Source organism: Microcoleus sp. Pol14D4 (assembly GCF_036701245.1).
Classification (GTDB): Bacteria; Cyanobacteriota; Cyanobacteriia; order Cyanobacteriales; family Microcoleaceae; genus Microcoleus.
Map to the genome: position 1 here is coordinate 23,236 of NZ_JAUBQM010000024.1, position 17,317 is coordinate 40,552.

The window sequence follows — 17,317 nt, forward strand, 5'->3', positions numbered from 1 at the left end:
AGTAATGAGTAGCAGTGATTTAGTTAAAAGCCACGGTTCGGCCTGACATCAAAGTGCGTCGATCGCATGGAAATTGAACCGCACAGCCAAAATGAAGAAGTCTCCCATAAAAATTCTGCTAGTAGAGGACGATGGAGGGCTGAGTTCAACACTCGCCAAGGTTTTGGAAGCAAATCATTACGGGTTCGATCGGGCAAATGATGGACAAGTGGGCATAGACTTGGCAGCAGCAATTGAGTATGACCTGATTTTGTTAGACGTGCAGGTTCCCAAACTAGATGGAATTAGTCTATGTCGGCAACTGCGATCGCAAGGCTACTGCAAACCGATCCTGTTAATGACGGTAAAGGATTCAGATGCGGAGGTGGTGGCTCTTTTCGATGCGGGAGCCGATGATTACATCAGCAAGCCTTTTGCTACGGAAGTATTACTGGCAAGAATCCGAACTTTATTGCGACGCAGTAAAGCACTTTCCCCAGCAGGTTCTACTCAGAATTCAGCGGCTAATACATTGACTTGGGGAGATCTTTGTTTAGATTTGGATGCTGGTAGAGTGACATTTTGCGAACAAATAATTTCACTGACAGCGACAGAATATAATCTGCTGGAATTATTACTCCGAAATCCCGATCGCATCTTTAGCCGCAGTGCTATTTTGGATCGTCTCTGGGGATTTGACGACGCACCAACCGATCGCGCTATTATCACTCATATTAAGGATGTTAGAAAGAAACTGAAGGCCGGCGGCTTAACTGAAGAAATCATCGAAACAGTTTATGGCATGGGCTATCGACTGAAACCGTACCCCCAATCTGCGTCATCTAGTTCAACTAATCCTGGGATTGAGCGCACCCAAAAACCTCAATCTCGCCGGATAGATAAGTCTGAGAGCGACAAAGTGTTAGAGCGGTTTCGGGGAGTATTCAACCAACAAATTACTGTATTGGAACAGGCAAAAACTGATCTATTAGCCGGAAATTTAGAAACAGAATTACAGCGAGCTGCCAAACATGAAGCTCATAAATTAGCAGGATCTCTGGGATCTTTGGGTTATCCCGAAGGCTCGAAATTGGCACGTTCTGCAGAGCATTTGCTAATAAAAGATCGCTCTTTCACTGCTGAGGAAATTACCGACTTCTCGGAATTGGTGACAGGATTACAGCAGGAATTAGACAAAACACCGATTACATCAACGGCTGTACCAGTTTCTACTATTTCAACTTTCAACTATCGGGTTTTGGTAGTTGATGATGATGCTGCATTAACGGAGCGATTGAAAGTAGAATCCGAAGCTTGGGGATTTCGCATAAAAATTGCGCGGAATATTACTGATGCCCGATCGCATCTTGCCTTGTCAATGCCCGATGTGATGTTACTAGATTTAAGCTTTGCAGAGACAGAGGAAGATGGATTGACGCTACTGCGAGAACTCACCGAGCGATCGCCTACTCTTCCTATAATTGTTTTTACCGGACGAGATAGTCTTGCCGATCGCTTGGCAGTATCGCGCTTAGGTGCTAAGCAATTTCTCCACAAACCTGCAACCACCGAGCAAATTTTTCGAGCCATCGCGCGAGTTTTACCCAGTCCCAAAACTTCAGAAGCCAAAGTCTTAATCGTAGATGATGACCCTGTGATGCTGGTTAAATTATCCGCGTTACTGACTCCTTGGGGAATTGAGGTGACAACTCTCAAAGAACCACAGAAATTTTGGGAGGTGTTAATTAGCACTGAGCCCGATTTAGTAGTGCTGGATCTAGAAATGCCGATCGTCAGCGGCTTAGAATTGTGTCAGGTCGTCCGACAGGATATCCAATGGGAAAATTTACCGATTTTGGTGGTGACAGCCCATACCGATCCAGAATCTCTCCAACAAGCCTTTGCAGCGGGAGCCGATGATTTTATTACCAAGCCGGTACTAGGGCCTGAATTAGTCACGCGGGTACTCAGCCGAATCAAGCGCACTCGTCCTTTACTTAAGCCTGCGAATAGTTAAATAGAACTTACGCACGAGGGCTAAAAACCCGGTTTCCGCCTCAATCTAAAAAATGTAATTAATTAAGTAGATTAATGATAGAACATACTGATGAAGATTATGGGAAATGGCAACAACAGCCACACCCAATCCTGGCTAAAACAGCAGTTTCTCTCTCCGCATCCCTCAAACTAGAAGATATTCTCAACTCTACGGTCACGGAGCTCAGAAACATTCTGCAATGCGATCGCGTAATTATCTTCCAATTTGCTCCAGACTGGAACGGAAAGGTGGTGGTAGAGTCAGTTGGTTCAGAATGGACAGCAATATTATCCACTCAGATACACGATCCTTGCTTGGGTCAAAGCTATATCGAACCCTTCAAACAAGGCTTATTCACCTCTAAATCAGATATTTATACTGCCGGAATTGATACTTGTCACCGGGAATTCCTGGCAACTTTTCAAGTGAGAGCTAACCTGGTTATTCCTATCCTTGAGGGAGAAGAACTTTGGGGATTATTGATTGCCCATCAGTGTGCAGCACCTCGCGAATGGCAACCCTCAGAAATTGAGCTCATGCGACAGCTAGCAACTCAAGCTGGAATTGCCATTCAGCAAGCTGATTTATTTGAGCAAGTACAAACGGAACTGAGGGAGCCAAAACAAGCAGAAATTGCCCTACAACAACTCAATACTGAACTCGAACAACGAGGCATAGAACGGACAGCAGAACTCAGTGAAGTCAACCATAGTTTGCAACACGAGCTCAGTCAAGTTGAAGACCTCTATAATAATGCTCCCTGTGGCTATCATTCCCTAGATGCAGCAGGAACAATAATTATGATTAATGATACGGAACTGAAGTGGTTAGGCTATACCCGCGATGAAATTGTAAACCAAAAGAAATTTGTTGATTTAATGACACTTGAAAGTAAAAAAAAATTTTATCAAAACTTTCCCTTATTTAAAAAACAAGGCTGGATCGAGAATTTAGAGTTTGAGGTGTTGAATAAAAGCGGAAAACCCATTTGGATAAACTTAAATGCTACAGCAATTTATGATGAAGCAGGTAACTTCATGATGAGTCGTTCTAGCGTATTTGATATCACCGATCGCAAACGTACTGAAGAAGCCTTCCGCCAATATGAACGCATCCTATTCAATACAAGAGATGGGATTGCGCTGATGGATCGCAACTATATTTATCAAATAGCCAATCCAGGTTATTTGACTTGGTGCAACAAATCTGAAAGCGAAGTTATCGGAAATTGTGTTAGGAACATCCTGGGTGCAGAGTTGTTTGATAACTTCATTCAACCTCGATTAGATAGATGTTTGGCGGGAGAAACAATTCAGTATGAAAAGTGGTTTGACTCTCCCAATTTAGTACCGCAATTTTTGAGCGTTACTTATACGCCTTTACGTGATATAGGCGAAAATATTGTAGGGGTAATCGTCAGTCTGCGCGATCTGACTAAACTTAAACAAGCCGAACAAATGCTGGAGCTTCAGGCTGTCATTACCCGCAACATGGCGGAAGGAATTTGCTTAGTAAGAGCAGATAATGCAGTTATTGTCTATGCCAATCCTAAATTTGAGCAGATGTTTGGCTATGACTTTGGCGAACTCAACGGTCAGCACGTTTCGATTCTCAACTATGGCAACGAATCGGTCAGTCCTGAAGATGTAAATCAAGCCATTCGGTCTGCTGTTTTACAAAGGGGTGAATTTAGCTATGAAGTCCACAATGTCAAGAAAGATGGGACTCCATTTTGGTGTAGTGCAACTTGCTCTGTATTCAATCATTCCGACTATGGCGATGTTCTGGTGGCCGTTCATCAAGATATCACAGTAGCGAAGCACCTCGAAGAAGTTCGACAAGAGGCGGAAGCAGCCTTACTACAGAAATCCCGAAAGGAACATTTGCTATGGAGGATTACTCAAGGGATTCGCCAATCTTTGGATCTGAATGCGGTTCTAAATACTGCTGTTACTGAAATCAGGCAGACATTACAAACAGATCGCACTGCCATTTACCGCTTTAATCCTGATTGGAGTGGTGATTTTGTCGTGGAGTCAGTTGGTGAGGGTTGGGTAAAACTGATAGGGAGCGATATTCAAAAAAATTGTGCAGATACCTATCTGCAAGAAACTCACGGCGGTCGATTCCGAAATCATGAATTTTTTATTATTGATAATATTTACCGGGCTGAAATTCAACCCTGTCATATCGATCTACTGGAACAATTTCAAGCAAAAAGTTATGCAGTTTTCCCGATATTTTTGAGAGAAAATCTCTGGGGTTTGTTAGCTATCTACCAAAATACGGCACCTCGTCAATGGCAATCGTGGGAAATAGAATTACTTGAACAGATTGCCAGCCAATTGTCGATCGCCATTCAGCAATCTAAACTCTACCGACAACTTCAGCTAGAACTGCAAGAACGCCAGCAAGCCGAAGCCACGATCCGAGAAGCCGAACGGCGCTGGCGATCGCTCTTGGATAACGTGCAGTTGATTGTTGTCGGACTTGATATAGAGGGAAATGTCAATTACGTTAATCCTTTCTTCTTAAAAATTACCGGATATACTCACCCAGAAGTTATTGGAAAAAATTGGTTTGAAAACTTCTTACCAGGTTCTCTTCAAGAATCAGTTAAAATTATTTTTTCAGAAGTTTTAGCCCATAATTTTCATCCCTATTATCAAAATTTTATCTTGACCAAATCGGGTGAAGAACGGTTCATTGCCTGGAACAATACCATGCTGCAAGATTCAGAGGGAAACATCATTGGAACTATCAGCATTGGGGAAGATATTACCGAACGACAAAAGCTCGAACACATTAAAAATGAGTTCATTGGCATTGTCAGCCATGAACTTCGCACTCCTTTGACAGGAATTCAAATGTCATTGGGGCTAATAAAAAGTGGGGTTTATGATAAAAAGCCCGAAAAATCTAGACGCATGATTGAAATTGCCATCCTCGATACCAATCGTTTAGTGAACCTGGTTAATGATATTTTAGATTTGGAGCGCATAGACTCCGGGCGGGCAATTGTGGAGAAAACCGTTTGCAAAGCTGCCGATTTGATGCAGCAAGCAGTAGATAGCACTCAAGCGCTGGCTACTCAACAGCAGATCTCATTAATCGTTACCCCCACGGATGCAGAAGTCTGGGCAACAAGAGATGCGATCGTCCAAACCTTAACAAATTTGCTCAGTAATGCGATTAAATTCTCACCTGCCGATTCCACAATTCATCTGAGTGCCGAAAACCAGGCAGACTTTGTGCTGTTCCAAGTTAGCGATCGCGGACGAGGCATTCCTGCCGATAAACTAGAACTCATTTTTGGTCGATTTCAGCAAGTCGATGCCTCCGACTCCCGCGAAAAAGGAGGCACCGGTTTAGGTTTAGCAATCTGTCGCAGTATTGTTGAGCGGCATGGCGGCAAAATCTGGGCGGAAAGTATCTTAGGTGAAGGCAGCACATTTTGCTTTACCCTACCCTTACGCACCATTGAATAACGCTTAGATTAATCTGTAGCATCAATCCCAAATCCAAAATCTCCAATCCAAAATCCCATGACAGACAGACAAATTCTAGTTGTTGACGATGAAGAACACCTTCGGGAACTTGTGCAAGCCTGCTTAGAAGATTTAGGCGGATGGAAAACAGTGGGGGCAGGATCGGGAGAGGAATGTTTACAAATACTGCAAATACAACAACCCAACGCTATTTTGCTGGATGTATCTATGCCGGGAATGGATGGGTTTGCTGTGTACGAGATCCTCCAGTCCGATCCGATTACCCGATCGATTCCAGTGATTCTGCTGACAGCGAAAGTTTTGCCCAGCGATCGGGCAAAATTTGCCCACATGGCGGTAGCTGGGGTAATTGCCAAACCGATCCAACCCATCACCTTGACGGAAGAAGTAGCAGAGATTTTGGGATGGAATGAATAACTTTCACCATTTTTGTCAAGTTTTGTAACAATAACGGAATCTTTACCAATTCCTTACCGTTGCTATTTAGTCTCCTGTTATGCAGCTAACAGTTCTTTGCATTAGAAGGAGACTCAATGAATGCTTTTCAGGCTTTGAAGGATGTAAATCAGGATCTCGCAGGTTCATTTTCCGGTTTGCCTACTGGTTGTCAGCAATCCACACTTTGGATTGCTCATACAGAGGAAACACCGATCGCAGGCATTAAAATTCAAGAAAAGGATTTGACACTTATCCTTAAAGTTCACATTTCTGACATTCATCTTGTCAAGTTGAATCTCCAAATCACTCCAGAAACTGTTTTAATTCAAGGTCAACCTACCAAAGTGGCTGGAGTAGAAGGTTATTACCTTCCTAGGGGATTTCAAAGTCTCATCCCGTTGCCCCACCGCGTACATCCTGAAATCTATGTGGCTAAAATACACCAGGATCGTTTAACAATTCGCTTGCTAAAGAATTGAGAGTTGAGCAATCCGAAGTTCGGATTCAACTCTCAAATACACATCTTTGAGCGGTTGCTTAAAGATGTGTATTTGAGACCCAATTGGCAACCCAAAAATTAATTTATAATCAAAAAAAATGAACGCTTTGCAAGTAGCTAATTACGATGGCAGGCTCCTGCCCGAAAACAAGATGATAGGGAAACAAATTCTCATCGTTGATGACCAAGAACACCTCCGCGAACTCGTACAGTTGTGCCTGGAAGACCTCGCGGGATGGAACACCCTGGTGGCCGAATCCGGACAAGAATGTTTACAAATCCTAGAAACAGAACGACCTAATGCTATTTTGCTGGATTTATCAATGCCGGGAATGGATGGGTTTGCTGTGTACGAGATCCTCCAATCCGATCCCATAACTCGATCGATTCCAGTGATTCTGCTGACAGCAAGAGTTATGTCAAGCGATATGGCTGAATTTGCCAAAATGGGTGTTGCTGGGGTAATTCGCAAACCATTTGAACCCACAACCCTGCCGGGAAAAGTGGCAGAAATATTGGGATGGAATGATTGACACTCCCTGGTATGGCAGACGCAGGATTCTTAAGAGTTTACCTCTACATTCATAGAGTTGCTGCTTCCACCCAGCTTACAGCACTTGGCAACAAAAGAAAAATACACTTTCGTCGACAAAAAAGAGGTTTTTATGACAAGCTGTCCTTGCTGCACGAATCAAATGCTGCGTCACCTTCGCCAAAGTCAAGTATACTGGTTTTGTCGTCAGTGTTGGCAAGAAATGCCTGTTTACCCTCTTAACAGCTACGGTTCATCCCTCTCTATAAATGTAGTTAGAGAGTTAAGGATAACTAAGAAGCAACTTTTTTCAGAGGCGGTAGTTTTAAGGTGAAATTCCATCACACAGGCGTCACGCCCGCGCCACAATGGAGGCGGATGAATAAAAGGGAGCTCGCACTTACCGATTAAACCTCCTCAAAAATTGCGCCTCGCTGCTGTAGATTCACCTGCATCTCCTCATCCATTCCTGAATTGTTCCCGAATCTGGCTGACTCGACATTCGCACCGCTGAAATTTGTATTTGTTAAGTTCACTTCCAGCAGATTTGCGCCGCTCAAATTGGCACCGCTGAGGTTAGCTAAAGCTAGACTGGCTTTGTGCAAATCTGCACCGCTTAAATCAGCATTTCCTAAGAAAGCACCACTCAAATCTGCACCGCCGAATTTGGCATTTTGCAGGTTGGCGTCGCTGAAATCGGCATCGCTTAAATTTGCACCCCGGAAATTTACCCGATCGAGATTTGCGCTGCTAAAATCCACTGCACTTAAAGTCGTTCCGCGCAAGCTGCTACCCGCGAAATCCAGTGCTGGATTGAGATTGGCGATTTGGGCCAGCTCTACAAAATTGTCGGTTTCAGCGGAGATAATGCGATCGACCATTTCCTGCAATTCGGATTCAGCTTCCGGGACAATTTTCAGTTCGCGCGGTTCAACCGGAGGCAAATTGTAGGATAATAGCGCCCAACTGAGAGCAGGTTTGAGTTTATTTTCTTGCAGGTATACAGTCAGGATTCTTTCTAAAACTGAATGTTGATTTGGCGTAATTTCGTGCGGCCACAAACCCTCAGCATCTGTGAGATAAATATCTTCTTTAGCCACTTCAAAAGCTGCCGCCACCCGAAATTCTTTGGCAGCAATTTCTCCCAGCTTAGCACTTTTTAGCAAACCTTTTAATACTGATTTGCCTTGTTCTACTGCAAAAATCCAAGCTGGCGTTGTATCATCGCTGATTGTGGAAACGTGACAAAATATGCTCTCTGTCTCCTTAATTTTTTCTAAATTCTCGCGGCCCTGAACTCCCCGCTGAATTTCGGTTACTAAATTTTCTGCACTGCTTTGAATTGCCAGGATTTCTTCTATTGGCAAAAGCTTGAAAGAACCGACTAACTGACGTGAGGCTACGGGTATTTCGCAGTTTTCTAGATAGAGTTTGAGCGTCCCGCCTTGCAGACCGAATTTGACGCGACCACCTAGCAGGGGTTCCCAATGCTCGTTAAAATTCAGGCTCAAGTGAATGTCGAGCTGCTGGGTTTGGGGTGCAACCGATGGAACTGGAATTGCTTCTAATTGCATCCACAAGCAATCTGGGTATTTGTTGTGAGACTCTAGCGATCGCATATCGGGTAGAATTGCTGGCACTACCAGCCTGTAATTGATATTTAAATTAGTTTATCATCTCTATTTTATCACAATACAGCTTTTTTTTGTGGGTTGAAATTGTAAATTTTGTTTAATCCGGTCCGCAACTCATTGGTCTTGCTGAATTTGGCTTTTTACCCAATTCCGAAATGCTTTTACTAATTCCAAATAATCCATTGTTTCTGCTTGTTCCAAAAATCTGACAATCTCTAATATCGGTAAGCTGGGAAATGCTAAACTGAGCTCGCCCTCAACGTATTCTCCATTTTCTAATCTGTTGATTCTGAGCCGCAGTCCATTATAAATCCAAACTTCCGGCACTCCCAGATCCGCATAAACCTGCAAGGTATTTTCCGAACGGCTGGTAATATCAATTTCCACCACTAAATCCGGCGGCGGATCTTGAGTCAGATCGATTCTTTTTTTGCCTTTAACTGCACTAAGATTTTGGATGTAAAAACATTCATCCGGTTCTGCACCGCTAAGTTCATGACGCTTGAAAGTTGTGGAACCAAGAGGCTCAATTCTCACCTCTAATTCTTCCGCTAAGGTTTCAACAAATCGACCCAATACTTGTTTGAAGCGTTCGTGTTCTGGAGAAGGTACCATAATTTCCAGATTGCCACGATTATATGTCAGTCGAATTTGCCGATCGCCGATTTCGGCCAGCAAAGTTTCGTAGGTTTGCCAACTGATACCCGATAGGGTGACGATTTGTTCGGGCGGGGAGAGAGTTTGAGCAGTCATCTGATTTTAGATTTTAGATTTTAGATTTCTACCGCAAATAAATGCCGCCGGGTCAGAAACCTTATTGTTTTGGATGATAGTGCTATTTTTATGCTTCGTTCGACCGCAATTTTACATTATATCATCGAAAAAAGCTCGATCGCTCTTTAATTAGGGAGTTAAAATATGTGCGGTCGAGGCACAATGTTTAGTCACCAATCTGCGCCGGAAATACCGCAGATAAATCGAGAGACAAATCTGGGAAACCTGGAATTACCACAACCTCATTCCGCAAAACCACTCGTTTGACTCGATAATCGAAACCACCTCTTTGTTTTTGATAAGGTTCGCTGTGCATTTCCAGTTGAATATCTACCAAATTAAATATCCAATAATCCGAAATTCCCGATTCAGCATAGAGAGATAACTTGGTTCTCCTGTCGTATTTCAAAGTAGAATCCGAAACCTCAATTACCAGCAAAATATCAGCGGGTCGAGGGTGAGGAGATAAATAATTGTCAGAACGGCGGGCAATAACTAGATCGGGTTCGGGTTCGCTCTCATCAGACAAAATAATCGGTTTCTGTACACGCAGGCGAGCGCGTCTTGCCAGTAAAATGATTAACTCCTCAACTAAAAGAGTATTGCAATCCGAGTGAAACCTACCTTTGGCAGCCATTTTGATAATTTCTCCGCGAATCAATTCAACTCTGTCATCCGGTTCAAAAAAACCCAGTTCTCCCAAACGGTGATATTCGGCGATCGAGAATCGTTTTGCAGTTACGGCAGTCATAGCTTTTCTTACCCTCTACAATTACCAACCTTTCCAATTAATTCTACTCAAAAATCCCGCCCCGTGCCATCAATTCAACCTTCAGGGCTTCCGAAATTCCGACACAACCCAAAAACTTCGCATTTTTAACCACTGTATTTTTCAAATCAGCGCGGCTCAAATCAGCACCGTTTAAATTCGCACCACTCAAATTAACACCGCTTAAATCAGCATTCTTGAAATCAGTATTTGTCAAATTTGCATTTACTAAAATCGCATTCGGTAAATAAGCACTGCTCAAATTTGCACCAGTTAAATTTGCACCGCTCAAATTCGCCCTGGGCAGCTTTGTCCGCAAATCAGCACCGCTCAAATTGGCGCTGCTGAGTTCAGCATCCCGCAAATTAGCATTGCACAAATTAGCATCAATTAAAATAGCAGCGCTCAGCAAAGCACCGCTGAGATCGGCCAAAGTCAAGTCTGCGCCTCGGAGGTTGGTTTCGCGCAAATCCGCACCGTTAAAATCAGTGTAATGCAAGTCAAAACCGCTTAAATTAGCTCCAGCAAAATCCTCAATCGGATTCAAACCAACTGTTTCTGCAAGTTGTAAAAAACTCTTATTTTTATCAATTAAAAACAGTTCCCGGACGATCGCCAATTGCTGCTGTCGGTACTCGTCGGCCTTCTCGTAATCTGCTAAATACTTGTAACCGAGCTTCAAATTCTTGAGAGCATTGCGCTCAATGCGATCGTCCTTGCTGGCGCGCGCGATCGACAACTGCTCCTGATAACATTCGATCGCACCAGGCAAATCTCCCTTAGCATCGTAAGCTAGCGCCAAATTGCCCAAAGTTTCCAATTCAGAGCGCCCGTCGCCAGTGTCCCGCGCGATCGCCAAACGCTGCTGCTGGTAATCAATAGCACTAGAAAAATCCTCCAGAGCACAGCAAGCATTCCCCAAATTTCCCAAAGCATTTGCCTCGCCCCGGCGATCCCCAATTTCCCGCGCTAACACCAAATGCTGCTGGTAGCAGTCGATCGCCTGAACATAATTTCCCAGCGCTTCGTAAGCTACGCCCATATTACCCAGCGCCGCACCCGATCGGCGCTTATCGTCCATTGAGCGATACAGCCCCAGCGCTTCCTGCCAAGAACCCAGCGCCGCCTCAAATTGACGCGCCTGATATTGCGAAATCCCCTGCTTGATTAGCTCGCTAGCTTGTTCGCTCATAATGTCAAAATTAGTTAATAACTAAAGTTGATATTAATCGACTCAAAGCGGTAATTGCTAATCGGTAATCAGTAATCGGGGATCGGTATGGTCAATCCCCCTCTCCCATCCGTATTTTCACGTCCGTGCAAAAAAAAAGACAAAAAAAAGAGAGAGCTACCTAAGTAACTCTCTCTGCCATCAGGGTGCATCTACATAACACAATATAACACTATTAGGATGAGGGGTGTCACCCCCAAACGTGAAGATGTTGTAAAGAAATGTAGATTAATTATAAAGTTACGATCTCGCGAGAAGGGCGAGCTCAGGAAAAACCGATCGCCCGCCGCTGTATCCGCTACACGACCCCCTTAACAACTGCTTAGGCTGGGCCGTTAAGCTTCGCCGCCAGCAGCTCATTGGTCAGTTTGGGATCGGCCCGGCCGCCCGTTTCCTTCATCACCTTGCCGACAAAAAAGCCCAGCAGCTTAGTTTTACCGGCTCGGTACTGTTCGAGCTCCTTGGGATTGGCGGCCAACACCGCATCGATCGCTCGCTCGATCGCCCCAGTATCCGAAATTTGAATCAAACCCTTGCTCTCAACGAACTTCTGAGGCGAACCACCGTTTGCCAGCAACTCCGGCAAAATATCCTTAGCGATTTTGCCGCTGATCGTACCGGCATCCATTAGCCCCAGCAGTTCGGCTAAATCCTGCGGTTGGAAAGGAATTTCTGCGATTGCCAGTTTTTCATTTTTCAGATAAGCAGTAATATCGCCCATCACCCAATTCGCAGCTTGTTTAGCCACAGCACCGGCGGCGATCGATTTTTCAAAATACTCCGCCACCGCTTTGTCGTCAGTCAACACCCGCGCGTCGTAGGGAGAAAGACCGAGCTCAGTTTCGTAGCGATTGCGCTTCATTGCCGGCAATTCTGGCAGTTGAGCTTGCCAATCCTGCAATTGCTCGGCCGAAACTTTGATCGGAGGCAAATCCGGTTCCGGGAAATACCGATAATCGCTTGCACCTTCCTTAACCCGCATACTGAAAGTACACTGCTTGTTTTCATCCCACAGCCGGGTTTCTTGGACGATGGTTTCGCCATTTTCCACAGCTTGAATTTGCCGCTCGATCTCATAATCGATCGCCCGTTCGATCGCATTAAAAGAGTTCATATTTTTAATTTCCACCTTGGTGCCGAACTCTTTTCTGCCCACCGGGCGCACCGAAATATTCACGTCGCACCGCAGCGAACCTTCCTGCATATTCCCGTCGCCAACACCGATGTAGCGCACGATCCGGCGCAATTCTTGACCGTATTCAGCAGCTTCGGCGCCCGATCGCAAATCCGGTTCCGAAACAATTTCGATTAGAGGCACACCGGCACGGTTGTAATCCACCATGGAATAAGTAGAACCGCTGAGCCTATCGCTGCCACCGTGAACCAATTTTCCGGCATCTTCCTCCATGTGCAAGCGAGTGATCCCAATTTTTTTTCTAGTAGAATTTCCAGTCTCATCCACCAGTTCAATTTCTAGCCAGCCGTTAGTAGCGATCGGCAAATCGAACTGAGAAATTTGATAATTTTTCGGCAAATCGGGATAGAAATATTGCTTACGGTCAAACTTACTGTAAGGTGCGATTTCGCAGTTGAGAGCCAGCCCTGCTTTCACCGCATACTCCAGAACTTTTTGATTTAATACTGGCAATACTCCAGGCATTCCCATACAAATTGGGTCAATATTAGTATTTGGAGTATTGCCAAATTCTGTAGAAGAACTGGAGAAAATTTTAGTATTCGTACTCAATTGACAATGAGTTTCGAGACCAATAATGGCTTCGTACTGAGTTTGGGTTTTTATCGAAGAGGGTACAGCAGCAGTCATAAGCAATTTAAAAGACTGAATAACTTTAGATTTTATTTTAGCTTTTTATTGGCCAAAGTGATTGGAGATTATTTGTAGGTAGGGGCGGTTTCATTGGTGTCAGCAAGCGCGTCAAACCCTTAGTTCGGGAGGTTTAAACCCCTGCCAGACTTTGAGAAAGCGTGTTTAGTTGAGACAAATGGGGATCTGCATAGGCAACGCCCTGCTACAGATTGGCGATCGACCCACGCCCCAACCCACGCCGATATCCTTTCGATCGCCTCCAAACAACAACTCTGTGCAAAAATATACTTAGGGCCAGCTCCTCCCCGTACCCTTCCCTTACCCAAGAGAGTTTTAGACCGATCGACCACAATTGCCGATCGATCTGCACGCCAGACCCTTTTAGTGACTGTCTTTAATAGCACCGCCCGCCGACAGCGATCGGCTCCGCGCACAAATTAAAAATTAAAAATGTATAATTTGGCATAACAATTACATATTTTTAATTTTTAAACTTTAATTTTGAATTGTAAAAGTAACACTTGCCTAAGTGTCAAAAATATGCCTGAAATTCCTGAAAGTGCCACACTGTTTCAGAACAGCATCACTGAGCTAGAGCAGGCGGAATCAGCTCTCGAACTAGCTTGGAACGAACTCGAAAAACAAACAGCAGAAACCATTGCTCGCATTGCCAACGCTGGCTCAGCAAACACACAGGAAATCACCGATCGCTTTGCCGAGGCTAAGCAACTCCGCCAGCAACTTCAAAGTCAGATAAAACAAACCAACTCGCGGCTGGAATTGCACCTACAAAACTCGCCAATGGCAGTTATAGAGTGGGACAGGGAATTTCGGATAGTGCGGTGGTCGCCAATGGCAGAACAAATATTTGGCTGGAGTGCAGCAGAAGTAATCGGCAATGACTGGCAGGAATGGTCAATAGTTCATCAAGAAGACTTCGAGCAAGTGTGCGCTGTCACAAATCAACTTTTACAGGGCAGGGAACCCCGCAACATTAGCCACAACCGCAACCATACCAAAGATGGCTCGGTAATTTACTGCGAATGGTACAATTCTGCACTAATTGATGAATCGGGAACAGTAGTTTCAATTCTCTCTTTTGCCAGAGACGTAACCGAATACCACCGCACTCAAGAAGAACTGCACCAGCGCGAACAAGCTTTCAGCGCCCTAGCCGAAAATGCGCCTGATATCATCGCCCGGTTCGATCGAGAATTCCGCCACCTTTACATCAACCACGCAGTAGAATCAGCAACCGGAAAAACCCCCGCAGAATTGATTGGCAAAAGCAACAGACAATCAGGAATGCCACCCCACTTGTGCGACCTGTGGGACGAGACTTTGCTGAAAGTTTTTGGCACCGGCCAACAAGAAACCATAGAATTTGAGTTTCCCACATCCGAGGGCATAAAACATTACCACTGTCGAGTCATTCCCGAGTTTGCTGAAGACAATTCAGTAAAAACTGTTTTATCCATCGCCCGCGACATCACAGAGCTAAAACAAGTCGAATCCCAGTTGCGGCAAAGCGAATCCAAATTTAGAGTTCTAGTTGATTCTAACATGATCGGCCTAATTTTTTGGAACCTTAACGGCAGCATTACAGATGCGAATGCCGCGTTTTTAAACTCGGTAAACTATACGCGGGACGATCTGCTTTCAGGAAGAATTAACTGGCAAGAAATGACACCGCCAGAATACGTGCGTTTAGATACAGAAAAAGTTGCCGAACTGAAGGCTAGAAATACGGTTGTTCCCTTTGAAAAAGAATTTATACGCTCCGATGGTAGTCGCGTTCCTGTGCTGCTCGGTAGCACCTTTTTAGAAGGAACGAAGCAGTTAGGCGTCAGTTTTGTGCTGGACTTAAGCGAGCGCAAGCATGCAGAATTGGAACTGCAAAAACATCAGCAACTTTTAGAGAGTATTGTTACAACAATACCTAACTTTCTCTACATTTACGATGCAGTAGAAAACAAAAATATTTATGCAAATGAATCGCTCACAGCCATGCTGGGATACACTCCCCAAGAATTGCAAAATTTGGGTACAGACGCTCTCGCTGACTTAGTTCATCCCGAAGATGTGTTAAAGCTAATTACAGGCATAGAGCGACTAAAACACAGCAGGAATCCCTATGAAACGGATGACAGAGACTACAGAATCAAACACAAAAATGGGGAATGGCGCTGGGTACACACTCGGTCTACAATCTTCAATAGAACCCCAGACGGACAAATGAGGCAAATTATCGGTTCCGTACTCGACATTAGCGATCGCAAACAAGCCGAAGAATCATTAAAACAGCAAAAAGAACTGCTGCAAACTATCTTCGATAACGTGCCGATCATGCTGGGATTATTAGACGAAAACGGTAAAATAAACTGGGTAAACCGCCACTGGGAACAAGTGCTCGGCTGGAGTTTGGCAGAAATCAAAGGCCGCGATATCTTGGCCGAATTTTATCCGCAGCCAGAATACCGTCAATACGTTTTCGATAAAATCCAAGCAGCCAATGAGAACTGGAGCGACTTCAAAACAAAAGTTAGAGACGGGCGAATTATCGACACTTCTTGGGCTAATGTTCGCCTTTCCGACGGCAGTTGTATCGGTATTGGTCAAGATATTACCGAACGCAAACGAGTAGAAGCTGAACTCAAAGAACTCAACGAAACTTTAGAAGCTCAAGTCGCCCAGCGTACCGCAGAATTAGAGACATTTTTTGATACTTTACCGGACTGCATTTATGTTGTAGAACGGGACAATATGCGCTTGTCTTTTGTCAACCATCCCCTTGCCCAATTTTCCGGATTCGACAGCAGGCAGCAGATGCAGGGCAAAACTATTTTTGAGTGCTATCCCAGCGAGATCGCAGAACGATTTTGCCGGGAAAATTTGCAGGTATTTGAATCCGGCAAAACTCTGCACTTCCAGGAAAAATTTGTGGTGATACCGAGTGGCAATGCTTACTTCGACACGTTTAAAATTCCGCTGAGAAATCTCAACGGTGAAGTTTATGCTTTAATTGGCACTGCTCGCGATATCACTGAGTTGGTAGAGACAAAACAAGCTTTGTCAGAACGTACAGAGCAATTAGAAGCTGCAAATCAAGAATTAGAATCTTTTTCTTACTCAGTCTCCCACGATTTGCGCGCACCTTTGCGACACATTTCAGGTTTTATAGAAGCGTTGAAGCAGCGGCTAGAATTAACTGAGGCTTTGAGCGATCGCAAAATAGTTCACTATATGGAAGTAATTGAAGACAGCAGCCAAAAAATGAGCCTGTTGATTGACGGTTTGCTCGCCCTGTCGCGGGTGACTCGCACCGAGTTGAGACAAATTCCGATCGATCTGAGCCGTTTGGTACAAAATGCGATTAAATTGACTAAACCCCCAACCGTCGCCGATCCGAACCAAACTCCCCACAGCGTTGAATTTGCCGTCGGAGAGTTGCCGACGGTAATGGGAGATCCAACCTTGCTGCAACAGGTGTTCAGCAACTTGATTAGCAACGCCGTCAAGTTCAGCCGCAGACGCACTCCGGCTAAAATAGTTATTGAGGGCTTACCTGATGGGACGATTTTTATCAAGGATAACGGCGTGGGTTTTCCGATGGAATATGCCGATCGCCTGTTTGGAGCCTTTCAGAGGCTGCACTCCCAGAGAGAATTTGAAGGTACGGGCATAGGTTTGGCGATCGTCCAGCGGATCATTCACCGCCACGGCGGCACGGTTTGGGCCGAAAGCCTACCTAGTCAAGGAGCCACGTTTTACTTTAAACTAGGGCAAACAATCTCAAACCGTAATATAGATTCGTAAGTTAAGTGTATAAGAGTTTTAAATTTAGAATTTAAAACTCTTATACACTTAAATAAGTCACAATCGATGAGAGCGTGAGAATTTTAGATTGACACGAGTGTTACCTGTGAGGGATGGAAGCGAAAGATATAGGCTTTGCTGTGCAAGATGCTTGCACTCCTAAAAAAACCTTTTTACAGAATAGGGACGCTCCCCCATAGGTTCAGTCAGCCCTAGACTCCCTGTGGTAAATAAAGGTCTTGAGAGTAGAGAATATAATTGATTGTGCTA

General features: G+C 44.6%; 11 protein-coding genes. 6 read left to right on the forward strand and 5 right to left on the reverse strand.

The features are described 5' to 3' along the window. The first annotated feature begins 91 nt into the window (after nucleotides 1-91). From QUA33_RS11385 to QUA33_RS11405, 5 genes are all read left to right on the forward strand, one after another. A complete protein-coding gene (locus QUA33_RS11385) occupies nucleotides 92-1,996 on the forward strand; it encodes a response regulator (protein ID WP_333148693.1) in 1,905 nt (634 codons plus the stop codon). Between the two features lie 74 nt (nucleotides 1,997-2,070). Further along, entirely contained in the window at nucleotides 2,071-5,505 is a 3,435-nt protein-coding gene (locus QUA33_RS11390; RefSeq protein ID WP_333148694.1) for a PAS domain S-box protein, read from the forward strand. 57 nt (nucleotides 5,506-5,562) lie between these two features. Next, nucleotides 5,563-5,943: a response regulator gene (locus tag QUA33_RS11395; protein ID WP_333148695.1), complete on the forward strand. Its 381-nt coding sequence runs from the start codon at nucleotides 5,563-5,565 to the stop codon at nucleotides 5,941-5,943. Nucleotides 5,944-6,059: 116 nt separating this feature from the next. Further along, nucleotides 6,060-6,443 carry an Hsp20/alpha crystallin family protein gene (locus tag QUA33_RS11400; protein ID WP_333148696.1) on the forward strand — a complete coding sequence of 128 codons (384 nt, stop codon included), beginning with the start codon at nucleotides 6,060-6,062 and terminating at the stop codon, nucleotides 6,441-6,443. 172 nt (nucleotides 6,444-6,615) lie between these two features. Further along, entirely contained in the window at nucleotides 6,616-6,996 is a 381-nt protein-coding gene (locus QUA33_RS11405) for a response regulator (RefSeq protein WP_333148721.1), read from the forward strand. Nucleotides 6,997-7,402: 406 nt separating this feature from the next. Here QUA33_RS11405 and QUA33_RS11410 read toward each other — a convergent pair whose 3' ends face one another. The 5 genes from QUA33_RS11410 to gatB all read right to left on the reverse strand — a co-directional run bounded on the left by QUA33_RS11410 (nucleotide 7,403) and on the right by gatB (nucleotide 13,228). Continuing rightward, nucleotides 7,403-8,635, reverse strand: coding sequence for a pentapeptide repeat-containing protein (locus tag QUA33_RS11410; RefSeq protein WP_333148697.1), 1,233 nt, complete (start codon nucleotides 8,633-8,635; stop codon nucleotides 7,403-7,405). Between the two features lie 108 nt (nucleotides 8,636-8,743). Continuing rightward, nucleotides 8,744-9,382 carry a Uma2 family endonuclease gene (locus tag QUA33_RS11415; protein WP_333148698.1) on the reverse strand — a complete coding sequence of 213 codons (639 nt, stop codon included), beginning with the start codon at nucleotides 9,380-9,382 and terminating at the stop codon, nucleotides 8,744-8,746. 187 nt (nucleotides 9,383-9,569) lie between these two features. Next, the gene (locus tag QUA33_RS11420) at nucleotides 9,570-10,154 is read right to left on the reverse strand and encodes a Uma2 family endonuclease (protein WP_333148699.1); all 585 of its coding nucleotides are present in this window, start codon (nucleotides 10,152-10,154) and stop codon (nucleotides 9,570-9,572) included. Between the two features lie 43 nt (nucleotides 10,155-10,197). Beyond that, nucleotides 10,198-11,364, reverse strand: coding sequence for a pentapeptide repeat-containing protein (locus QUA33_RS11425; RefSeq protein ID WP_333148700.1), 1,167 nt, complete (start codon nucleotides 11,362-11,364; stop codon nucleotides 10,198-10,200). Nucleotides 11,365-11,725: 361 nt separating this feature from the next. Next, nucleotides 11,726-13,228 carry an Asp-tRNA(Asn)/Glu-tRNA(Gln) amidotransferase subunit GatB gene (gene gatB / locus QUA33_RS11430; RefSeq protein ID WP_333148701.1) on the reverse strand — a complete coding sequence of 501 codons (1,503 nt, stop codon included), beginning with the start codon at nucleotides 13,226-13,228 and terminating at the stop codon, nucleotides 11,726-11,728. Between the two features lie 543 nt (nucleotides 13,229-13,771). Here gatB and QUA33_RS11435 point away from each other — a divergent pair. After that, nucleotides 13,772-17,047, forward strand: a complete 3,276-nt coding sequence (locus QUA33_RS11435) for a PAS domain S-box protein (protein ID WP_333148702.1) — start codon at nucleotides 13,772-13,774, stop codon at nucleotides 17,045-17,047. Nucleotides 17,048-17,317 lie beyond the last annotated feature (270 nt).